Origin of the sequence: Streptococcus sp. 2022WUSS083, assembly GCF_044427155.1 — a bacterium.
Lineage (GTDB): Bacteria > Bacillota > Bacilli > Lactobacillales > Streptococcaceae > Streptococcus > Streptococcus hashimotonensis.
This window is the reverse complement of record NZ_JAOTGK010000003.1, coordinates 220,285-243,785: the sequence shown is the minus strand read 5'-3', so window position 1 is coordinate 243,785 and position 23,501 is coordinate 220,285. Positions and strand designations below refer to the sequence as shown.

At 41.0% G+C, this 23,501-nt stretch carries 18 protein-coding genes; 16 read left to right on the top strand and 2 right to left on the bottom strand.

The genetic code is table 11. The annotated features are described in order from the left end of the window. Positions 1-32 precede the first annotated feature (32 nt). Positions 33-1,769: an ABC transporter ATP-binding protein gene (locus tag ODU41_RS05175; RefSeq protein WP_340417922.1), complete on the top strand. Its 1,737-nt coding sequence runs from the start codon at positions 33-35 to the stop codon at positions 1,767-1,769. Between the two features lie 8 nt (positions 1,770-1,777). After that, positions 1,778-3,547 carry an ABC transporter ATP-binding protein gene (locus ODU41_RS05170; RefSeq protein ID WP_044766617.1) on the top strand — a complete coding sequence of 590 codons (1,770 nt, stop codon included), beginning with the start codon at positions 1,778-1,780 and terminating at the stop codon, positions 3,545-3,547. A gap of 56 nt (positions 3,548-3,603) precedes the next feature. Here ODU41_RS05170 and ODU41_RS05165 read toward each other — a convergent pair whose 3' ends face one another. Beyond that, positions 3,604-4,527, bottom strand: a complete 924-nt coding sequence (locus tag ODU41_RS05165) for a polysaccharide deacetylase family protein (RefSeq protein WP_074391156.1) — start codon at positions 4,525-4,527, stop codon at positions 3,604-3,606. A 104-nt stretch (positions 4,528-4,631) separates the two neighbouring features. On the opposite strand from ODU41_RS05165, the gene ODU41_RS05160 reads away from it, so the two are divergent. From ODU41_RS05160 to ODU41_RS05125, 8 genes are all read left to right on the top strand, one after another. Beyond that, positions 4,632-5,918: a homoserine dehydrogenase gene (locus tag ODU41_RS05160; protein WP_318804836.1), complete on the top strand. Its 1,287-nt coding sequence runs from the start codon at positions 4,632-4,634 to the stop codon at positions 5,916-5,918. A gap of 3 nt (positions 5,919-5,921) precedes the next feature. Continuing rightward, entirely contained in the window at positions 5,922-6,782 is an 861-nt protein-coding gene (gene thrB, locus ODU41_RS05155; protein ID WP_340417921.1) for a homoserine kinase, read from the top strand. Positions 6,783-7,016: 234 nt separating this feature from the next. Beyond that, entirely contained in the window at positions 7,017-7,925 is a 909-nt protein-coding gene (gene murB / locus ODU41_RS05150) for a UDP-N-acetylmuramate dehydrogenase (RefSeq protein WP_029171811.1), read from the top strand. A 38-nt stretch (positions 7,926-7,963) separates the two neighbouring features. Beyond that, on the top strand, positions 7,964-9,118 hold the full coding sequence (locus tag ODU41_RS05145; protein WP_014637974.1) for an ABC transporter ATP-binding protein: 1,155 nt from the start codon (positions 7,964-7,966) through the stop codon (positions 9,116-9,118). Next, positions 9,102-9,902 carry an ABC transporter permease gene (locus ODU41_RS05140; protein WP_340417920.1) on the top strand — a complete coding sequence of 267 codons (801 nt, stop codon included), beginning with the start codon at positions 9,102-9,104 and terminating at the stop codon, positions 9,900-9,902. The genes ODU41_RS05145 and ODU41_RS05140 overlap by 17 nt, the downstream gene beginning before the upstream one ends. Beyond that, positions 9,902-10,672, top strand: coding sequence for an ABC transporter permease (locus tag ODU41_RS05135; protein ID WP_002938656.1), 771 nt, complete (start codon positions 9,902-9,904; stop codon positions 10,670-10,672). Before ODU41_RS05140 ends, ODU41_RS05135 begins: the two co-directional genes overlap by 1 nt. Continuing rightward, positions 10,672-11,742: an ABC transporter substrate-binding protein gene (locus ODU41_RS05130; RefSeq protein ID WP_318797556.1), complete on the top strand. Its 1,071-nt coding sequence runs from the start codon at positions 10,672-10,674 to the stop codon at positions 11,740-11,742. The genes ODU41_RS05135 and ODU41_RS05130 overlap by 1 nt, the downstream gene beginning before the upstream one ends. Before the next feature lie 245 nt (positions 11,743-11,987). Then, positions 11,988-16,745, top strand: coding sequence for a S8 family serine peptidase (locus ODU41_RS05125; RefSeq protein WP_395379392.1), 4,758 nt, complete (start codon positions 11,988-11,990; stop codon positions 16,743-16,745). A 43-nt stretch (positions 16,746-16,788) separates the two neighbouring features. On the opposite strand, the gene ODU41_RS05120 is transcribed toward ODU41_RS05125, so the two are convergent. Beyond that, a complete protein-coding gene (locus ODU41_RS05120) occupies positions 16,789-17,652 on the bottom strand; it encodes an NAD(P)H-hydrate dehydratase (RefSeq protein WP_340417919.1) in 864 nt (287 codons plus the stop codon). Positions 17,653-17,749: 97 nt separating this feature from the next. Here ODU41_RS05120 and nth point away from each other — a divergent pair, with 97 nt between their 5' ends. The 6 genes from nth to ODU41_RS05090 all read left to right on the top strand — a co-directional run bounded on the left by nth (position 17,750) and on the right by ODU41_RS05090 (position 23,478). Next, positions 17,750-18,373 carry an endonuclease III gene (gene nth / locus ODU41_RS05115; protein WP_024384233.1) on the top strand — a complete coding sequence of 208 codons (624 nt, stop codon included), beginning with the start codon at positions 17,750-17,752 and terminating at the stop codon, positions 18,371-18,373. Positions 18,374-18,658: 285 nt separating this feature from the next. Further along, on the top strand, positions 18,659-19,642 hold the full coding sequence (gene guaC / locus ODU41_RS05110) for a GMP reductase (protein WP_014637970.1): 984 nt from the start codon (positions 18,659-18,661) through the stop codon (positions 19,640-19,642). Between the two features lie 69 nt (positions 19,643-19,711). Beyond that, complete coding sequence (locus ODU41_RS05105) at positions 19,712-21,061, top strand: MATE family efflux transporter (protein WP_340417918.1); 1,350 nt, start codon at positions 19,712-19,714, stop codon at positions 21,059-21,061. 97 nt (positions 21,062-21,158) lie between these two features. Continuing rightward, positions 21,159-21,677 (top strand): ribosome maturation factor RimM, encoded by a 519-nt coding sequence (rimM, locus tag ODU41_RS05100; protein ID WP_340417917.1) that lies wholly within the window; start codon positions 21,159-21,161, stop codon positions 21,675-21,677. Further along, a complete protein-coding gene (gene trmD, locus ODU41_RS05095; protein ID WP_024390342.1) occupies positions 21,667-22,392 on the top strand; it encodes a tRNA (guanosine(37)-N1)-methyltransferase TrmD in 726 nt (241 codons plus the stop codon). Before rimM ends, trmD begins: the two co-directional genes overlap by 11 nt. Before the next feature lie 30 nt (positions 22,393-22,422). Continuing rightward, positions 22,423-23,478 (top strand): histidinol-phosphate transaminase, encoded by a 1,056-nt coding sequence (locus ODU41_RS05090; RefSeq protein ID WP_024416189.1) that lies wholly within the window; start codon positions 22,423-22,425, stop codon positions 23,476-23,478. The last annotated feature ends 23 nt before the right edge of the window (positions 23,479-23,501 follow it).

Here is a 23,501-nt window from a genome sequence, read left to right as displayed (position 1 = left end):
GCCCCTTTTTAACATATAGAAAGGAAGAAATGATGAATCTGATTTGGACCTATTTGAAAAAATATCCTAAGTGGATTGCCTTAGACTTGTTGGGGGCCTTCTTATTTGTAGTGGTAAACTTGGGCTTGCCAACTTTTTTGGCTAGGATGATTGACCAAGGAATTACAAAGAACGATGTTAGTCAGCTCTATTTCTGGGCGGGGATGATGGGATTGATTGTCCTACTCGGTATTGTTGGTCGAGTGACACTTGCCTATGCAGCTGGAAAATTGACTACAAATATCGTCAAAGATATTCGAAATGATCTGTATGAGAAAATTCAGGACTATTCTCATCACGAATATGAGCAGATTGGTGTTTCTTCTCTAGTTGCTCGTATGACAAATGATGCTTTTGTTCTCATGCAATTCTCTGAAATGGTCTTGAAACTAGGTATTATTACACCCTTGATGATGATTGCTTCTGTCATCATGACCTTGGTAACCAGTCCGAGCTTAGCCTGGACAGTAGCAGTAGCCATGCCCTTTCTGGTTTTCGTCATTTTTTATGTAGCTACTAAAACTCGTCCTCTTTCTGAAAAACAACAGAAACGATTGGACACCATTAACCAATATGTTCGCGAAAATCTCATGGGCTTGCGTGTCATTCGTGCCTTTACTCGTGAGGAGTTTCAAGAGGAGCGCTTTGAGTCGGTCAATGAGGAATATACCGATATTTCCAAAAAGCTCTTTAATCTGACTGGATTGACAGAGCCTCTCTTTGTCCAGATTATCATTGCTATGATTGTAGCCATTGTCTGGTTCGCATTGGCTCCTTTGCAAACAGGCAGTCTGCAAATCGGTGATTTGGTAGCCTTTATCGAATATAGTTTCCACGCGCTGTTCTCATTCTTGCTCTTTGCTAACTTGTTTAACATGTATCCACGTATGTCCGTATCGAGCCAACGGATTCAGGAAGTCTTGGACATGCCCATTTCCATTTCTAAGAATGAAGACGGCATAACTGAAACAGATACTCGTGGTTATTTGGAATTTGAAAATGTAATCTTTGCCTACCCTGGTGAAACGGAATCGCCTGTGCTGCATAATATTTCCTTCAAAGCTAAGCCTGGTGAAACGATTGCCTTTATTGGTTCAACAGGTTCTGGTAAGTCTTCCTTGGTCAACTTGATTCCACGTTTCTATGATGTGACACTTGGTCGTATCTTGGTGGACGGTGTGGATGTCAGACGCTACAATCTAAAGGCACTCCGCAGCAAGATTGGCTTTATTCCGCAGAAAGCTCTGCTATTTACCGGAACTATCGCGGAAAACTTAAAGTACGGTAAGATGGATGCTAGTCTTACAGAACTTCATGATGCGACGGATGTGGCTCAGGCTAAGGAGTTTATCGAGAGTAAGGAAGAAAAATTCGACACCCATCTAGCTGAGGGCGGAAGCAACCTGTCAGGCGGGCAAAAGCAACGTTTGTCCATTGCACGTGCTATTGTCAAACAGCCCGATATTTATATTTTTGATGATTCTTTCTCAGCGTTGGATTATAAGACGGATGCAATTTTGCGGAGTCGTTTGAAGGAAGTGACGGAAAATGCGACAGTGCTGATTGTTGCCCAACGTGTCGGAACCATTATGGATGCTGACCAGATTATCGTGCTGAACGAAGGTGAAATTGTCGGCCGTGGCACCCACAATGAATTGATGGAAAGCAATGAGATTTACCGAGAAATTGCCAACTCTCAACTTAACCGTCAATCGTTAACAGAAGAATAGGAGGAATTATGAAGAATAGATCAGTATTTACCCGTGTTTGGGACTATTTGCGTCGTTACAAATCTTCTGTATTTTTAGCTGTTTTTCTAAAGACCATCAGTGCAGTTATGAATGCCTTGGAACCCTTTGTATTGGGGCTTATCATCACAGAATTGACCAAGAATCTGTTAGACATGGCAAATGGAGTAGACGGAGCGCAGATTAACTATTCCTACATTGCTATCATGCTTGCGCTATATGCCCTCCGTGCCCTTATGTATGAAATCGGCGCCTATGGTTCTACCTATTTCATGACTAAGGCGGTACAGGGAGCAACCAAGGAACTGCGGCAGGATTTGAGTCACAAGATTAACAAAATTCCCGTTTCCTATTTTGACAAGCACCAATATGGTGATTTACTCGGGCGTTTTACAAGCGATGTGGAGACTGTTTCAAACGCCCTACAACAAAGTTTCCTCCAGCTAGTCAATGCCGTTCTGACTCTCTCTCTAGCCATTTTCATGTGTTTCTGGTTGGATGTATCCCTAGCACTTGTAGTCGTAACCTTGGTTCCAGTGACCTATTTTGGTTCCAAGTTTGTCATGGGCAAATCCCAGCCTTATTTCAAGCAACAGGCTGATGCCCTAGGTCGATTGAACGGCTTTGTCCAAGAAAATCTGACAGGTTTTAACGTTCTCAAACTCTACGGCCGTGAAGAAATTTCTACAGAAGAATTTCGCCAGATTACCGCAGATTTGCAGGAAGTTGGTTTCAAGGCTAGTTTTATGTCAGGCTTGCTCATGCCCCTGGTACACGGCTTATCGAACATTGCCTATGTAGTCGTGGCCTTACTTGCTGGTCTGAAAGTTCTTGCAGGTACATTGACAGTTGGTAATATGCAGGCCTTCGTCCAATACGTCTGGCAGATTTCTCAGCCAGTCCAAACTTTGACCCAATTGGCACCACAGTTGCAGTCTGCCAAATCTTCCCTTGAACGCATCTTTTCAGTCTTAGATGAGCTTGACGAAGAAGACGCCAATGCGCTAGAGTTGACAGCTAGTCTGACCGGACAAGTCAGCTTTGAACAGGTCGAATTCGGCTATTCAGAAGACAAACCGCTTATCCGTAACTTTAATCTTGATGTTAAGCCAGGTGAAATGGTGGCTATCGTTGGACCAACAGGGGCTGGTAAGACAACCCTCATCAACTTACTCATGCGTTTCTATGATGTCACATCCGGTGCTATCAAGGTGGATGGTCAGGATATTCGGAATATTTCTCGTCAATCCTACCGTAGTCAATTTGGTATGGTCTTGCAGGATGCTTGGCTCTACGAAGGGACGATTAAGGAAAACCTGCGTTTTGGGCGTCTGGATGCGACGGATGAGGAAATTGTGGAGGCTGCCAAAGCTGCCAACGTTGACCACTTTATCCGTACCCTGCCTGGCGGTTATAATATGGAAATGAACCAGGAATCCAGCAATATTTCCCAAGGTCAGAAACAGCTTTTGACCATTGCACGTGCCTTGTTGGCAGATCCTGCTATTCTGATTCTTGACGAAGCGACTTCTTCAGTTGATACTCGTTTGGAACTCTTGATTCAAAAAGCTATGAAACGATTAATGAAGGGACGAACAAGTTTTGTCATAGCTCATCGCTTATCTACCATTCAGGAAGCTGATAAGATTTTGGTCTTGAAAGATGGACAGATTATCGAACAAGGTAACCATGAAAGTCTTTTGGCAGATAAAGGTTTCTATTATAATCTTTATCAAAGTCAGTTTAGTGAATCCAAATAAAAAACGAACTCCCTTGTCAGTGACAGGGAGTTTTCTCATATACATGTTTGTGAAAATTAATAGGAAATTTCTGATAATAGTCCCTCAGCGGTAGTGGTTGGGAGGATGCGGACACGATTGAGAGTCAGTAATCCGTCACTAGCAGAAGCCAAGCCGTTGTTAGTAGTCACACCAAGTTTGTAGCCAGCTTGTTCTGTCAATGCCACGGTATCTGCTGAGTATCGTCCACCAGGGTAGGCGATAGCGATGGTTTCCTGATTTAATTGGCTGTCAAGATAGGCTTTAGAGGATGTAAGTTCATTTGTTTGATCCTCGATAGAACTATACTCTAAATCAGGATGGTTGACGGTATGCCCTTGGAAGGAGAGCCCTGCGGTCTGCATTTCCTTGATTTGATCAAGAGTAAGATGCCCTGCTTGTCCATATTCAGTAAACCCTGTAATGACATTGTTGGTTGCCTTCATTTGATATTGCTTAAGCAATGGGTAGGCATAACTATAAAAATCCCAGAGGCTATCGTCAAAGGTTAGCCAGACAACCTTTTTGCCAGCAGGAAGGACATTTTCTGTCAATACCTTATAAGCCTCTTCAGGTGATAAAGTATAGTAACCTGCATCTTGCAATGCTTTTAGATGACTTTCGAAAGTCGTTGGATCTACGATAAGATTCGCATTAGCTTCTTCCTCGGGAGCCATTACGTGAATGGCATGGTACATGAGGATTGGAAGTTTGATAGGTTCAGTTTGTTGTTCCCAAATGATTTCTGTTTGTACTTCACTACTTTCTGAAGTCATAACACTCGAACTGGCTGTTGTCTCTACCGTTGAAGCTTTGGAATCACTTTGTTGCTTAGATGGCTGTTTTAGAAAGATTAGAAAAATAGATAGTAGAGTCACTACTAATAATGCGATACCAAGTAGCATTGGCACAAGTTGTTTCTTTTGCGTGCGACCTCGACGGGCTCTTCTTGAATGTTTCATTATCTTATCTCCATAATCATATATTAAAACAATTATATCAAATTTTTTGCCAAATAGTCAGAATATTTGTTATAATGGGAGAAATACATTTTAAAGGAGAGCACATGGTAGTTAAGATAGGATTATTAGGATTTGGAACCGTTGCGAGTGGTGTGCCATTTTTATTAGAAGAAAACCAGGAAAAAATAGAGAAAGCCGCGCATGATAGTATTGAAGTTGCGAAGGTTTTGGTCAAGGATGAAGCAGAAAAAGACCGTCTCTTGGCTGCAGGTCATGACTATCATTTTGTAACAAATATTGATGACATTTTGGCTGACGAAAACATCGCCATTGTAGTTGAGCTGATGGGACGTATTGAGCCAGCAAAAACATTTATTACACGTGCCTTGGAAGCAGGCAAGCATATTGTAACAGCCAATAAGGATTTACTTGCTGTTCATGGTAGCGAATTGCGTGCCTTGGCTGAAGAGAAAGGTCTTGCGCTTTATTATGAAGCTGCAGTTGCAGGTGGTATTCCAATCTTGCGTACCTTGGTCAACTCTTTGGCTGCTGATAAGGTAACTCGTATCCTCGGTGTATTGAATGGTACTTCAAACTTCATGTTGACTAAGATGGTTGATGAAGGCTGGACTTACGAAAAAGCTCTTCAAACAGCGCAGGAACTTGGCTATGCAGAATCTGACCCAACAAATGACGTTGAGGGGATTGATGCGGCTTACAAGGCTGTTATCCTCAGTCAATTTGCTTTCGGTATGACAGTTGATTTTGAACACGTAGCACACAAGGGTATTTCAAATATCACGCCAGAAGATGTAGCAGTGGCACAAGAGTTGGGCTACGTCATCAAACTTGTGGGTGATATTCAAGAAACTACCTCTGGTATTGCTGCCGAAGTATCTCCAACCTTCCTACCGAAAAATCATCCACTTGCAAGCGTGAATGGTGTGATGAATGCTGTATTTGTCGAATCTATCGGCATCGGCCAGTCTATGTACTATGGACCGGGCGCTGGGCAAAAACCGACTGCAACAAGTGTTATGGCTGACATTATTCGTATCGTTCGTCGCTTGAAAGACAATACTATCGGCAAAGCTTTTAATGAATATAGCCGCCCACTTCAATTGGCAGCCCCAAGCGATGTGAAGAGCGAATATTATTTCTCAATTGATGCGCCTGATAAAAATGGAAAAATGCTTCGTTTAGCAGAAATCTTCAATTCTGAAGAAATTTCCTTTAAGCAAATTCTGCAACAAGCTGCAGATGGAGAAACAGCTCGCCTAGTGATTGTGACCCATGAAATGAGTAAGACTCAGTTGGAAAATGTAACAGACAAATTGAGCAAAGAAGCAGACTTTACTGTCTTAAATACCTTTAAAGTACTGGGAGAATAAGCAATGAAAATTATTATTCCAGCAACTTCAGCTAATATCGGTCCAGGATTTGATTCAGTAGGTGTTGCCCTTTCGAAATATCTAACGATTGAAGTGTTTGAAGAGACTGATGAATGGGTGGTTGAGCACAATCTTGAACATGTTCCATCAGACAAGAACAATCTTTTGATCAAGACAGCTTTAAAGATTGAAAAAGGATTGCAGCCGCATCGTATCAGAATGATTAGTGACATTCCCTTGGCACGTGGTTTGGGTTCATCCAGTTCCGTTATCGTAGCTGGTATCGAATTGGCTAATCAATTAGCAGGTTTGAATATGACAGCGGATGAAAAATTGCTTAAAGCTACAGAAATTGAAGGACATCCTGATAATGTAGCCCCAGCGATTTTTGGTAATTTAGTCATCTCTAGCTATGTTAATAAGAAAGTACAGGCAGTTGTAACAGAATTCCCAGAAGCAAGTTTTGTTGCCTTTATTCCAAACTACCCACTGCGTACGGTTGAAAGCCGAGGTGTACTACCTTCTCAGATGGGGTACAAGAAAGCAGTGGCTGCTAGTGCCATTGCAAACGTTGCTGTTGCCAGTTTGATGGCAGGTGATCTGGAAAAAGCTGGGAAAGCAATTCAGTCAGACATGTTCCATGAACCGTTCCGTCAGCTACTTGTTAAGGAGTTTTGTCCAATCAAACAAACTGCACAGGAGTTGGGAGCCTATGCAACCTACTTATCAGGTGCCGGTCCAACAGTGATGGTATTAGCGCCCAAAGATAGGGAGGACGCTATTGTTCTTGCATTAGAGGAACTAAATCTAGACGGAACTGTCCACCGCCTTCAAGTTGATACCAAGGGGATTGCTATTGTATAGATAGTGAGAATCTATCATTTGCAAAACTAAAAATGTTTATTTTATTGGAGTTCGCCATCGCAACTATATGCGGTAGGAAGGGAACTCCTTTTTTTGTGCATTCCATTCTCCATTTCAAAATATTGGGGCAAATTAATTTGGCTTGTGAAAGTATTTTTGTTGAATTTTATTCGTTTTCTCCTGTAATTTTTGGTATAATAAATCCTGTATATCTTAAATTGAAATGAGAAGGTTATGAAAGATAAAATTAGGCTTGAATTAGAAGGCATCGATATTCGATTCGATGAGCCTTTAAAAGAATATACCTATACAAAAGTAGGAGGAGCTGTTGATTATCTAGCTTTTCCGCGGAATCGTTACGAGATTGTTCGTATAGTAGAATTTGCTAAACGCGAAGGTATTCCATGGCAAGTGTTAGGAAATTCAAGTAATATCATTGTCCGAGATGGCGGTATTCGTGGTTTTGTTATCCGTATGGATAAACTTAACTCCGTTACTGTATCAGGATACACCATTGAAGCGGAAGCAGGTGCCAATCTGATTGAAACGACAAAAGTCGCACTTTTCCATTCTTTATCAGGATTTGAATTTGCTTGTGGTATTCCGGGAAGCGTTGGTGGTGCTGTCTATATGAATGCAGGTGCTTACGGAGGTGAAGTAGCACACATTCTAGTTTCAGCGCAGATTTTGACTCCAGCAGGTTATGTCGAAACATTGGACAATCGTGAGTTACGATTTGGCTACCGTTCTTCTATCTTGCAGGAAAACGGTGCGATTGTTTTGTCTGCAAAATTTGCCCTCAAGCCAGGAAATCATACGGTTATTCAACAAGAAATGGCTCGTTTGACACATTTACGCGAGCTCAAGCAACCTTTGGAATATCCATCTTGTGGTTCAGTCTTCAAACGTCCACTTGGTCACTTCGCAGGACAGTTGATTATGGATGCGGGTTTAAAAGGTTATCGAATCGGTGGAGTCGAAGTTTCTGAAAAACACGCTGGCTTTATGGTCAATGTTGCTGATGGAACGGCATTGGACTATGAACATTTGATTGCCCATGTGATTGAAGTCGTTGAAAAATCTTCAGGAATTACTCTGGAGAGAGAGGTGCGTATTATCGGCGACCCTGCTGATACACTCTAGCCATCAGGCTCTTACAAAAAAGAAGGAATTTATGAGAATTGAAAAAGCCAATTATTGAATTTAAGAACGTTTCAAAAGTATTTGAAGACAGTGGAACAACTGTATTAAAGGATATTAGTTTTGAATTGGAAGAGGGGAAATTTTATACCCTTTTAGGAGCTTCTGGTTCAGGTAAATCAACGATTTTGAACATTATTGCTGGTCTATTGGATGCGAGTTCAGGTGATATTTATCTGGACGGTCAACGGATTAATGATGTTCCGACCAATAAACGGGATGTCCATACTGTTTTCCAGTCCTATGCCCTTTTCCCACATATGACTGTCTTTGAAAATGTGGCTTTTCCTCTTAAATTACGAAAAGTTGACAAGGCTGAAATCGAACGCCGTGTGACAGAAGCCTTACAAATGGTCCGACTTTCTGGTTATGAAAATCGTTCCATTCAGAAATTGTCTGGTGGTCAACGCCAGCGGGTTGCTATTGCACGTGCGATTATCAACCAGCCTCGCGTTGTCTTGCTAGATGAACCACTTTCTGCCCTGGACTTGAAACTAAGAACAGAAATGCAGTACGAACTGCGTGAATTGCAACAACGTCTAGGAATTACCTTCGTCTTCGTTACCCATGACCAAGAAGAAGCTCTGGCCATGAGTGACTGGATTTTTGTCATGAATGAAGGTGAAATTGTTCAGTCTGGGACGCCAGTGGACATTTACGACGAACCAATCAACCATTTTGTTGCTACCTTCATCGGTGAATCCAATATCCTTCCAGGTCGCATGATAGAAGACTATCTGGTTGAGTTTAACGGCAAACGCTTTGAAGCTGTCGATGGCGGTATGCGTCCTAATGAAGAAGTTGAAGTCGTTATCCGTCCAGAAGATTTGCAGATTACCCTACCTGAGGAAGGCAAATTGCAGGTAAAAGTGGATACTCAGCTCTTCCGAGGGGTTCACTATGAAATCATCGCCTATGACGACCTCGGTAATGAGTGGATGATTCACTCAACTCGTAAGGCTATTGTCGGAGAAGTGATTGGACTAAGTTTTGAGCCAGAAGATATTCATATCATGCGTCTCAATGAAACAGAGGAAGAATTCGATGCCCGTATCGAAGAATATGTGGAAGTGGAAGAAGTAGAAGATGGCTTGATTAACGCCATTGAGGAGGAACGCAATGAAGAAAACCTCTAGGCTTTTTGCAATTCCCTATGCCCTATGGGTCTTTCTCTTTGTACTTGCTCCAGTTGCCATGATTATCTTCAAATCTTTTTTTGATATTCATGGCAATTTCACTTTGGCCAATTACCAGACCTATTTTAACTCGCCTAATATGACCTATCTGCGAATGAGTTTTAACTCCATTTTTTACGCAGGTATTATTACTCTGGTCACGCTTTTGGTTTCCTACCCAACAGCCTATTTCTTGACCAAACTCAAGCATAGACAGCTCTGGCTCATGTTGATTATCTTGCCAACCTGGGTCAATCTTTTGCTGAAAGCCTATGCCTTTATCGGTATTTTTGGGCAACACGGCTCTATCAACCAGTTCCTAGAATTTATTGGTCTAGGAGCTCAGCAAATTCTTTTCACAGATTTCTCCTTTATTGCTGTTGCAGCCTATATCGAGATTCCGTTTATGATTTTGCCGATCTTTAACGCCTTGGATGATTTGGATAAAAACCTAATCAATGCCAGTCGTGATTTGGGGGCAACTTCTTGGCAGACCTTCACAAAAGTTATTTTTCCTCTTTCTATGAATGGTGTCCGTTCTGGTGTACAGGCGGTCTTCATTCCAAGTCTGAGCCTCTTCATGTTGACCCGTTTGATTGGCGGTAATCGAGTCATTACACTGGGAACAGCTATCGAACAACACTTTCTCACAACACAAAACTGGGGAATGGGTTCAACCATAGGTGTGGTCTTGATTTTAGCCATGCTCTTGATTATGTGGATGACGAAAGAGAGGAAGAAATAATGAAGAAATTTGCAAATATCTACTTAACAGTTGCCTTTCTCCTTCTCTACTTACCGATTTTCTATCTCATTTTTTATGCCTTTAATGAAGGTGGAGATATGAACGGTTTTACAGGCTTTACCTTGGAGCATTTTTCATCTATGCTTGGTGATAGCCGACTAATGCTGATTCTGGCTCAAACCTTCTTGTTGGCCTTCTTGAGTTCTTTGATTGCGACCATTATCGGAACTTTCGGTGCCATCTATATCTATCAGGCAAAACCTCGTTTTCAAAATGCACTCTTGTCTGTCAATAATATCTTGATGGTAGCTCCAGACGTCATGATTGGGGCGAGTTTCCTAATTCTCTTTACCATGATTGGTTTCCAGCTTGGCTTTGTCTCAGTATTGCTCAGTCATATTGCTTTTTCTATTCCAATCGTAGTATTGATGGTTTTGCCACGCTTGAAGGAAATGAATGCCGATATGATTTCAGCAGCTTATGATTTGGGGGCAACTCAGCCACAAATGCTGAAAGAAATCATGTTGCCATACCTAACACCAGCCATTATTGCAGGCTACTTCATGGCCTTTACTTATTCCTTGGATGACTTTGCCGTGACATTCTTTGTTACGGGAAATGGTTACTCAAACCTATCTGTAGAGATTTACTCACGTGCTCGTCAAGGGATTTCTCTAGAAATCAATGCCCTGTCAACCCTTGTTTTCCTTTTCTCTATCTTATTGGTAGTGGGTTATTATTTCATCTCACGTGAAAAGGAGGCCAACTAATGAAACGACTGTATTCATTTTTTGTAGGAATTATAGCTATTGTCCTAGTTTTATGGGGAATTAGTTATAAGTTAGAAGCTGATTCAACCCAGGGGACAACTGATAAACTTGTCATCTATAACTGGGGTGATTATATTGACCCAGAATTACTCGCAGAATTCACTGCTGAAACAGGTATTCAGGTAGATTATCAGACCTTTGACTCCAACGAATCCATGTACACAAAGATTAAGCAGGGTGGAACAACATACGATTTGACAATCCCATCTGAGTACATGATTTCTAAGATGACAGAAGAAAATATGTTAATCAAGCTAGATAAGTCTAAGATTGAAGGGATAGAAAATATCGATCCACGATTTATGGGCCTTAGCTTTGATAAGAATAATGACTATTCTATTCCATATTTCTGGGGAACCTTGGGCATTGTTTACAATGAAACCATGGTAGAAAATCCTCCTCAGGAATGGGAAGACTTGTGGTCAGAGGAGTACCGTGACAATATCATGTTAATTGATGGTGTGCGTGAAGTCATGGGCTTTGGTCTACAATCACTGGGCTATAGTCTCAATTCCAACAACCCTACCGAGATTGAAAAGGCAGCTGAACATCTTTATAATTTAACTCCAAATGTCAAAGCAATTGTTGCTGATGAGATAAAAGGTTATATGATACAAGATGCGGCAGCAATTGCTGTTTCGTTCTCAGGTGAGGCGAGTGAAATGTTAGATGGAAATGAAAATCTGCGCTATGTTGTACCATCAAAAGGTTCTAACCTTTGGTTCGATAACATGGTCATTCCAAAAACAGCAAAAAATATTGCTGGAGCTTACGCCTTTATGAGTTTTATGCTTCGTCCTGAAAATGCGCTTCGCAATGCAGAATATGTTGGCTACTCAACACCAATTCCTGCAGCCAAGGCTATGCTGGATGAGGAGACTCAGAACGACGAATCTTTCTATCCTTCAGAAGAAACGATGAAGAAGATGGAAGTTTATGATAATCTTGGACCAGAGATGCTTGGAATGTATAATGACCTCTATCTCCAATTCAAGATGTATCGGAAATAGTCTGAATATCCATATCTAGTTTTCAAATCAGAATAGTATGAGCAACCGCAAATAGTGGTTGCTTTTTACTGTTCATTTAATACATTCAGTATCACAGATTCCAGTTATAAATATTAACTATACCTAGTTATAGTTTGAAGAAATAACTGAATTTTCAGAATATACTTGCAATGCTGATAATTTTATGTTTTAATATATTTATTGGTTTTGCCAATAATGAAGGAGAAAAACTAGGAGGAAAAGTTATGAAAAAGAAAGAAACTTTCTCACTTCGGAAGTATAAGATTGGAACTGTGTCTGTTCTTTTGGGTGCAGTTTTTTTGTTTGCAGGTGCACCATCGGTAGCTGCAGATGAATTGACAAGCCTTGTAGAGACTAAGGTGGAAGCAACTGTTCCTGATGCAATCGTCAGCGAATCAGCCTCAGAAAGTCCCGTAGTCGAGGAGTTGGTTGACACTTCTGTGGAGGCTACCTCAACTGATGTAACCACTACAGATAATGAAGAGGAAACACCTGGCTCAGAAGCTCTTGAAAACATCACAAATGCAGAAGTAGAGACAACTCAACCAGCTGTAGAAACTCCAGTTATTTCAGAGAAAAAAGTAGAAGAAGAGGAGAAGCTTTCCGTAGCAGATGAGACTACTGCTATTGCGAATCAGGAAGAAGCGAAACCACAAAACATTGATAGTAATACGATCATTACAGTACCTAAAGTTTGGGATAGTGGTTACAAGGGCGAAGGAACAGTAGTTGCAATCATAGATTCCGGTCTTGACGTTGACCACGATGTATTGCATATTTCAGACCTCTCAACTGCAAAATATAAATCAGAAAAAGAGATAGAAGCAGCTAAAGAAGCAGCAGGAATTACCTACGGTGAATGGTTTAACGATAAGGTTGTATTTGGTTATAATTATGTTGATGTGAATACTGTCTTGAAAGAAGAAGACAAACGTTCACACGGTATGCACGTAACAAGTATTGCCACAGGAAATCCGACACAACCAGTCGCTGGACAATTAATGTATGGTGTAGCTCCTGAAGCGCAAGTCATGTTTATGCGTGTATTCTCAGACCTCAAAGCTACAACAGGCGCAGCATTGTACGTAAAGGCGATTGAAGATGCTGTAAAATTAGGTGCAGATAGCATCAACCTCAGTCTGGGAGGAGCTAACGGCTCTGTTGTTAACATGAATGAAAATGTGACTGCAGCAATCGAGGCTGCTCGTCATGCAGGGGTTTCTGTTGTTATTGCAGCTGGTAATGATGGAACATTTGGTTCAGGTCATTCTAATCCGTCAGCCGATTATCCAGATTATGGCTTGGTCGGTGCTCCTTCAACAGCGCGCGATGCAATTTCTGTCGCTTCTTACAATAACACAACGGTTGGTAGTAAAGTAATTAATATCATTGGCTTAGAAAACAATGCTGATTTGAATTACGGTAAGAGTTCGTTTGATAATCCAGAGAAAAGTCCTGTACCGTTTGAAATCGGGAAAGAATATGAATATGTCTATGCGGGAATCGGTCAAGCTTCGGATTTTGATGGTCTAGATTTGACTGGAAAGCTTGCACTCATCAAACGAGGAACGATTACTTTCTCAGAAAAAATAGCCAATGCAACAGCTGCAGGTGCAGTAGGGGTGGTCATTTTCAATAGTCGTCCAGGTGAAGCCAATGTAAGCATGCAACTTGATGATACAGCTATTGCAATTCCATCTGTCTTCATTCCATTGGAATTTGGTGAGGCTTTGGCAGCTAACTCATATAAGATTGCGTTCAATAACGAAACGGATATTCGCCCTAACCCAGAAGCAGGTCTTCTTTCAGATTTTTCAAGTTGGGGTCTATCAGCGGATGGCGAGCTAAAACCAGACTTAGCTGCTCCAGGTGGTGCTATTTATGCAGCCATCAATGATAATGACTATGCCAACATGCAGGGAACAAGTATGGCTTCACCACACGTGGCAGGAGCAGCCGTACTAGTAAAACAGTATTTACAGGCAACTTACCCTACTAAGTCCCCTCAAGAAATCGAAGCCTTAGTAAAACACTTGCTTATGTCTACTGCTAAAGCACATGTGAACAAAGAAACAACGGCCTACACTTCCCCACGCCAACAAGGTGCAGGTATCATCGATACTGCAGCAGCTATTTCTACAGGTTTATATTTGACTGGCGAAGATGGGTATGGCAGCATTACCTTGGGAAATGTTGAGGATACATTCAGCTTTACGGTCACACTTCATAACATTACAAACGAAGATAAGACTTTAAACTACTCAACACAATTAACAACGGATACTGTTCAAAACGGATTGATCACCTTGGCTCCACGTCTATTAGCAGAGATTCCTGGCGGTAAGGTGACTGTGAAAGCCAATTCAAGTACAACTGTTACAATTAATGTCGATGCATCAAGCTTTGCAGAAGAATTGACAGGATTGATGAAAAATGGTTACTATCTTGAAGGTTTTGTTCGATTTACAGATGTAGCCGACGGCGGTGATATTGTCAGCATTCCATACGTTGGTTTCCGTGGGGAATTCCAAAATCTAGCCGTTCTAGAAGAGCCGATTTACAATCTTATTGCCGATGGTAAGGGGGGCTTCTACTTTGAACCTGTTACAGCACAGCCAAATACTGTTGACATCAGCCATCACTACACAGGTCTTGTTACAGGAAGTACAGAGTTAATCTATTCTACAGACAAACGATCTGACCTTGCGATCAAGACTCTTGGTACATTTAAAAATGAAGCAGGATACTTTGTTTTAGAGCTTGATGAGTCTGGTAAACCTCATTTAGCTATCTCGCCAAATGGGGATAACAACCAAGATTCGCTCGCTTTCAAAGGTGTCTTCTTGAGAAATTATACTGATTTAGTCGCAAGCGTCTATGCTGCAGATGATACTGAGCGAACAAATCCACTTTGGGAAAGTCAACCACAGTCAGGCAATAAAAACTTCTATAGTGGTGATCCTAAAAATCCAAAATCAAGCATTATTTATCCTACTGAATGGAATGGAACAGATAGTGACGGAAATGCTTTAGCAGATGGTAAGTATCAATACGTTTTGACCTACTCATCTGAAGTTCCAGGTGCAGCAGTACAAACTATGATTTTCGACGTTATCATCGATAGAGAATCACCAGTTATCACCACAGCTACCTATGATGAAACAAACTTTACATTTAACCCTCGTCCAGCCATTGAAAAAGGAGAATCAGGTCTATATCGTGAGCAAGTATTCTATCTTGTAGCAGATGCAAGCGGTGTGACAACTATTCCTTCCTTATTAGAAAATGGTGATGTAACCGTTTCTGATAATAAGGTATTTGTGGCACAAAACGATGATGGCTCCTTCACATTGCCTCTTGATCTTGCAGATATTTCAAAATTCTACTACACAGTGGAGGATTATGCTGGTAACATCAGCTATGAAAAAGTAGAGAATCTGATCAGTATTGGCAATGAAAAAGGGTTGGTAACTGTCAATATTCTTGATAAAGATACAAATAGTCCTGTACCAATACTTTTCTCTTACTCAGTCACCGATGAAACAGGCAAGATTGTTGCAGAATTACCACGATATGCCGGCGATACTAGCGTTCTTAAGCTACCATTTGGTACTTACACCTTTGATTTATTCTTATATGATACAGAGTGGTCAAGCCTAGCAGGTGAAACAAAAGCAGTCGTGACGATTTCGGAAGAAAATAGCACTGCCGAGGTGAATTTCTATGTGACTTTGAAAGATAAGGCCAACTTGCTGGTAGATATTGATGCATTACTACCTTCTGGTTCAACCATCCAACTGGTAACTGCTGATGGCCAGACTATTCAGCTACCAAATGCTAAATATTCTAAGACCGATTATGGTAAATTTGTACCAGTTGGTACCTACACTATCCTTCCAACCCTCCCAGAAGGCTATGAATTTTTGGAAGAATTAGACGTAGCAGTACTAGCAAACCAGTCAAATGTTAAGAAATTAACCTTGATTAATAAAGTTGCTTTGAAAGAACTGATTGCTGAACTTGCAGGACTTGAAGACACAGCGCGTTATTACAATGCTAGTCCAGAACTTCAAACTGCCTATGCTAAAGCATTAGAAGATGCCAATGCAATATATGCCAATAAACACAATCAGGCACAAGTAGATTCAGCACTTGCCAGTCTTGTGGCGGCGAGAGAACAGCTAAACGGTCAGGCTACTGATAAGGAAAAACTAATTGCTGAAGTATCAAACTACACACCGACTCAGGCAAACTTTATTTATTACAATGCTGAAAATACCAAACAAATTGCCTATGATACAGCTATTCGTTCAGCACAACTTGTATTGAACCAAGAGAATGTAACACAGGCAGTTGTCAACCAAGCGTTGGCTGACTTGTTAGCAGCGAAAACCAACTTAGATGGTCAAAAGACTGATATTTCAGCCCTTCGTAGCGCAGTATCCGTTTCTTCCGTATTAAAAGCGACAGATGCTAAGTATCTCAATGCATCTGAGAACGTGAAACAAGCTTATGACCAGGCAGTTGAAGCAGCGAAAGCGATTCTAGCTGATGAATCTGCAAGCCAAGCAAGTGTCGATCAAGCCCTAGCCGTTCTGACAAGCGCTCAGGCAGAACTGGATGGTGTTGCTACTTCAACAAATGATGCCAAAGAGCCAGCAAATACTGCCACTGACAAAAAAGATGAAGGCACTGTAACGCCTCTACCTATAGACTCAGAAAAAGTTGATGTACAGGCACCTCCTGTAAAAGATACTGGGAATTCAGGGCATGTACCGATAGGTCAGAAGCCAAACCCTCAACCAGCTTTACCTCGTCCAGTCACTTTGCAAGCTAGTCTATCTAGCCCTAATCAAGAAAAACAGGTGACTCAACTACCAAATACTGGAGAAAATGATACGAAATACTATCTTGTTCTTGGTATCATTATTGGGCTAGGGACTCTGTTGGTAAGCAAACGACGTCACAAGGAAGAAGTATAACCAACACTAGCTTTATCACAAGTTTGCTAAATAATAAAACCGCTTAATCATTGATTAGGCGGTTGTTTGTGTTTGAAATTGAAGCCATTGTCTTTTGGATGTTTCTTGAGACATCAGTTGGCTTTACAAGATAATAATCTTGAGCCAGTTGGTCGGCAATATAGGAGTGGAGGTAGGTTGCCACAAGGATTCTTTCATATAGTTGAACATGGGGAAATTGTACAGCAAATCCTGCAATCATACCTGCAAGAGTATCTCCCATACCTCCTGTTGCTTGGTAGGGACCACCAGCTCCTGTTGGAGTGACTTGGTTTGGCTGGGTTTTTAGGATTTGAGTAGCAGAACTTTTAGCTACAAGGATTGTATTTTCTTGAAAAGATTGCAAGGCTTCAAGATTTCTTTGGCTTGTTTGGTCAGCAACCGGAATGGCTGATAACCGTTCCCATTCTTTCTGGTGGGGTGTCAGGATGACTTGTTTACACGGGAAGTTCTTTCTGTTTTGCTTTGCGACTAAGGTAAGGGCTGAGCCGTCAAGAACTAAAATCTGCTGGTCAGATAAATGTTCAAAAACAAAGTCCAATAACTGTTCAGCTCTGCTATTTTCCCCCAAACCTGGACCAATCAATACCAAGTCAGCATTTTCTAAGCTACTTATCAGTAAGGCTTGATCGTCAAATGAAAATGCCATGGCTTCAGGCAGATGACTATGTAAGGCTGGTATGTTGTCTTTTTCAGTAGCAACAGTTACCAAGCCTGCTCCACTGTTGACGGTTGCTAGTGCGGCCATGATAATCGCTCCACCATAAGGATACAGTCCACCAATCAGCAAGACTCGACCATAGCTTCCCTTATGGCTATTGCGTGGTCTTGCTTGAATAACCTTTCTACAGAGTTCTTGTAAGTCCATACTTATTCCCCCTTTTCTTCTTATTATATCACGAGGAATGAGGTTTATGACAATCCAGATTTTAGATAAATCCAAGTTTTCATGCTATAATGAATTCATGGTATTATCAAAAAAACGTGCAAGAAAAGTTATTGAAGAAATCATCGCTCTATATCCTGATGCTAAGCCTAGCTTGGACTTTCGAAATCACTTTGAGTTGGTATGTGCAGTGCTCTTATCTGCTCAAACTACAGACGCTGCGGTGAATAAGGCAACACCTGGTTTGTTCGCTGCTTTCCCAACGCCACAAGCCATGGCAGCAGCAGAAGTAAAGGATATTGAGCCTTATATTTCTCGTTTGGGTTTGTATCGTAATAAAGCCAAATTTTTAAAAGAATGCGCCCAGCAGTTATTGGAACGGCATAATGGCATTGTCCCTCAAACTCGTGAGGAATTAGAAGCTTTGGCAGGAGTGGGAAGAAAAACAGCCAATGTTGTTTTAAGTGTCGGTTTCGGAATCCCAGCCTTTGCAGTTGATACCCACGTGGGACGGATTTGTAAACACCACGATATTGTCAAAAAATCGGCTACACCCCTGGAAACAGAAAAACGAGTCATGGAAGTCCTACCTCCTGAACTCTGGCTCCCTGCTCATCAAGCTATGATTTATTTTGGTCGTGAGGTTTGCCATCCTAAGAACCCTGAATGCGAAAAATTCCCACAATTATATGAATTTGACTAAAAAATATTCTGTTTTTGAAGATTTTTTTAGTTTTTATGTAAAATTGTTTGAGTAAATTCTGAACATTTTTTAAAATTTTATAAGAATAGTAACTCAGAAAAGAATTATACGAATGTTATATTTTATAAACAAGCCTTAAAGGTGATATATCCGAATATTGTCTAGATAGGTTTCTTTTTTATTGACAAAACACAAACAATAAGCTATACTATATCTTGTAATAAGGAAAAAATACGAAAAACAAACTGTTTTTCTGTTCTAATGTTAAGAAAAAGAGGTAGAAGCATGTTCAACGAAACTCCAGTTTTTGACTACGAAGATATTCAGCTCATTCCAAATAAATGTATCATCAATAGCCGTTCCGAGGCAGATACAACAGTGACTCTTGGAAAATATAGCTTTAAATTACCAGTTGTTCCAGCTAATATGCAGACTATTATTGATGAAGATGTAGCAGAAATGCTTGCCAAAGAAGGGTATTTCTACATCATGCATCGTTTCGATGAAGCTGGTCGCATTCCATTTATCAAACGCATGCACGAGCAAGGTTTGATCGCTTCTATCTCTGTTGGCGTAAAAGAATATGAATATGAGTTTGTGACTAGCTTGAAAGCTGATGCCCCTGAGTTTATCACTATTGATATTGCTCATGGCCATGCAGAAAGTGTTATCAAGATGATCCAACATATCAAGAAAGAATTGCCTGAGACATTTGTTATTGCAGGTAATGTCGGTACTCCAGAAGCAGTTCGTGAACTAGAAAATGCTGGTGCGGATGCGACAAAAGTTGGTATTGGTCCAGGTAAAGTATGTATTACAAAGGTTAAGACTGGTTTTGGTACAGGTGGTTGGCAGTTGGCTGCCCTTCGTTGGTGCGCAAAAGCTGCCCGTAAACCAATTATTGCGGACGGTGGTATTCGTACCCACGGAGATATTGCCAAATCCATCCGTTTCGGCGCTAGCATGGTCATGATTGGTTCGCTCTTTGCCGGGCACATTGAAAGCCCAGGTAAAACAATTGAAGTTGATGGTGAGAAATTCAAAGAGTACTACGGTTCAGCATCTGAATACCAAAAAGGTGCCTATAAAAACGTAGAAGGCAAGAAAATCTTACTCCCTGCCAAAGGACATTTGAAAGATACTCTGGTTGAAATGGAGCAAGATTTGCAGTCATCTATTTCTTATGCAGGAGGACGCGACATTACCAGCTTGAAGCATGTGGACTATGTTATCGTGAAAAACTCTATCTGGAATGGTGACTCTATCTAGTCAAAGAGGACTTGCAATGCAGGTCCTTTTCTTGTTACAATATTTATATAAAATTGAAAGAGAATAAGTATGTACCAAACAAGAAATAACAAAGAGAAGCTCTGGCTATTTATCAAAATATTTTTGCCTATTTTAATTTATCAATTTGCTAATTATTCAGCCTCCTTCATTGATACCATGATGACTGGTCAGTATAGTACCATGGATTTGGCAGGTGTTTCCATGGCAACAAGTCTTTGGAATCCGCTTTTTTCATTTCTTACAGGGATTGTATCTGCGTTGGTCCCAATCATCGCTCAATATTTAGGAAAAGGTGAAAGAGATAAGATTCGTGAGGAGTTTCATCAGTTTGTCTATCTAGCCATTGGATTAACCATTTTACTCTTGTGCTCGATCCTATTTATCGCTGTTCCCGCCTTGGCTCAGTTTGGACTTGATGAATCTGTTTTTCAAGTTGGTCGGCAGTACCTCTATTTTATTTCCATTGGTATCCTGCCTCTCTTGCTCTTTAGTGTCTGTCGCTCTTTTTTCGACGCCCTCGGTTTGACTCAGCTATCCATGTACCTCATGTTGCTCCTTGTCCCATTTAACAGCCTCTTTAACTATCTCTTAATTTATGGGAAAATGGGCCTACCGGCCCTAGGCGGAGCTGGAGCTGGATTGGGTACTGCTTTAGCTTACTGGGCGATATTGCTAGTAATCGTCATTGTCATGTGCAAAAATAAGACCATTGCATCTTATCAGATTTGGCAGTGGAGTCCGATTGACCTTTCTTTATTGAAGGAAGGCTTGAAAATCGGTCTTCCCATCGGTTTACAAGTCTTTGCAGAAGTAGCAATTTTTGCAGTAGTAGGGCTCTACATGGCAAAATTTTCAGCACAGATTATAGCAGCCCATCAGTCAGCTATGAACTTTGCGACATTATTATATGCCTTTCCTGCCTCAGTTTCTTCAGCCCTAGCTATTGTCATTGCTTATGAAGTAGGGGCTAAACGACCACAGGATGTGAAAGCCTACAGCCGTCTGGGACGCTTGGTTGCACTTGGTTTTGCAGGTTTGACGCTAACTTTCCTATATTTTTTCCGCTCCAAAGTTGCCTACCTTTATGGTAATGACGCAGAATTTATCCGTCTGACCTCGCATTTCCTGAGCTTTGCCCTCATGTTCCAGTTAGCAGATGCCTTTACAGCACCTATTCAGGGGATTTTACGTGGTTACAAGGATACGACTGTTCCATTTATACTTGGTTTGGTTGCCTATTGGTCCATGACCTTCCCAGTCGCATTCTTGCTTGAAAGATTTATCCAAATGGGTCCAGAAGCCTATTGGATTGGTCTTATTTCAGGGATTTTTGTCTGCGGAATAGCTCTTAATTTGCGCTTGATCAAAATAGCTCATTCTCATTTATCCGTGAAATAAATTAACTATGAAAGTCGGAGGCATCCGGCTTTTTCTCTCTTGTGAAAATATCTTGCTCATGTTAAAATAAAAGGATAGAAAATCAAATGGAGAAATTATGAATTATTTTAACGTAGGAAAGATTGTTAACACGCAAGGCCTACAAGGGGAAATGCGTGTTTTGTCTGTGACCGATTTTGCAGAAGAACGTTTTAAAAAAGGGGCAAAGCTTGCACTTTTTGATGACAAGGATCAGTTTGTCATGGAAGTGGAAATTGCTAGTCACCGTAAGGCTAAGAACTTTGATATTATCAAGTTTAAGGGCATGTACCATATCAACGATATTGAAAAGTACAAGGGCTTTAGTTTGAAAATTGCCAAGGAAAACTTGACTGACCTTGAAGATGGTGAGTTTTATTACCATGAAATTATCGGCTTGGATGTCTATGAGAATGATATTCTGATCGGACAAATCAAGGAAATCTTGCAGCCAGGTGCCAATGATGTCTGGGTGGTGAAACGAAAAGGTAAGAAAGACCTGCTCTTGCCATATATTCCACCTGTTGTCTTGAACATTGATATTCCAAATAACCGTGTCGATGTGGAATTGCTCGAGGGCCTAGACGATGAGAATTGATATTTTGACCCTCTTCCCTGAGATGTTTGCACCTCTAGAACACTCTATTGTGGGTAAGGCGCGTGACAAGGGTTTGCTAGAAATCAACTACCACAATTTCCGTGAGAAAGCTGAAAAGGCTCGCCATGTGGACGATGAACCCTATGGTGGAGGACAAGGCATGTTACTCCGAGCTCAACCGATTTTTGACACCATGGATAGCATTGAACAAACCAAGCCCCGTGTTATCTTGTTGGATCCTGCTGGTAGAACTTTTAATCAGGCCTATGCAGAAGAATTGGCACAGGAAGAGCAGTTGATTTTTATCTGTGGACATTACGAAGGTTATGATGAGCGGATTAAGACCCTGGTGACAGACGAAATCTCCCTCGGTGATTACGTTCTGACTGGGGGCGAATTAGCAGCCATGACTATGATTGATGCTACTGTTCGTTTAATTCCAGAGGTCATTGGCAAAGAAGTCAGCCATACGGATGATAGTTTTTCTTCTGGTCTACTGGAATATCCTCAGTATACTCGTCCCTACGAATATCGAGGGATGGTAGTTCCTGATGTATTAATGAGCGGTCACCATGAAAATATTCGTAAATGGCGTTTGGAAGAGAGCCTACGCAAAACCTATCAACGTCGTCCAGACTTGTTAGAAAACTACAACTTTACAGCTGAAGAGTTAACTATTTTTGAAAAAATCAAGGCAGAAGACACAGTTGATTAGACTGTGTTTTTCTTGCTAGAAGGAGAAATGATGAAACGCAAGGTATTTGAACATTACCAACCTTATAAAATCAAACAAAAGGCTAGGTTTGACTTGGGAAATAATGAAAATCGCATTATTGATTGGTCCTTTTTACCACAAGAGACTTTGGAAAATTTGGATGTCAATCAATTAAGTTTTTATGGTGATAACACTTACTCCGAACTGATTGAGAAATATGCTACCTATCTTGGAGTGAATCCCAAACAAGTAACAGTAGGTGTGGGCTCTGATCACCTTATTCACATGATTATTTCCACCTTTATGGAAAAGGATGATACTTTTTTGACTGTCAATCCAGACTTCTTCATGTATGAAACCTATAATCACATGCATGGTAGCCGTTTTGAAGCCATTGATTTGGAAGCAAAAAACGATACACTCGACCTGCCGGTAGAGAAATTGTTGGCGCGTGCGGAGGAGGTGAAGGCAAAGATAATCATGCTTTCCAATCCTAACAATCCTTCTTCAGTAGCTTATTCGCTAGAAGATTTGGAGAAATTGGCTATTTCTTTTAAAGGGCTACTCGTTGTAGATGAGGCTTACATTGAATTTGCAAATGTCGAAAGCTTCATCAGTCGTCTGCAACAATTTGACAATGTTTTAGTTTTACGGACCTTATCAAAGGCTTTTGGACTTGCAGGTTTACGAGTTGGCTTTGCGGTAGGAAGCGAAGAGTTAATTTATGAATTGGACAAGGTCATTCCCCCATTCAGCTTGTCAAACTTGACTGCAAAAATGGCAGCCGTTGCATTGAACTATACAGACAAAGTTTTAGAAACAGTGGGAGTAATTCAGAATTTGCGAGAAGAAATGATTTTATTCTTGCAAGGGTTAGATAACTGTCAAGTTCTTCCTAGCCAGGCTAGTTTTGTAACGTTTAAAGCACCATGGGCAGAAGAATTTTATCAGCAAGCCTTGGCACAGGATTGGAATTTCAAATATTATCCAACAGGTAAATTAGAGGGGCATATTCGCCTATCTATTGGTCGTCCAGAAGAAATGGATATGATGAAAAAAATGATTGAGAAACTAGTGGAAGCGTAGATTTCTGCTAGTTTTTTTGTTTT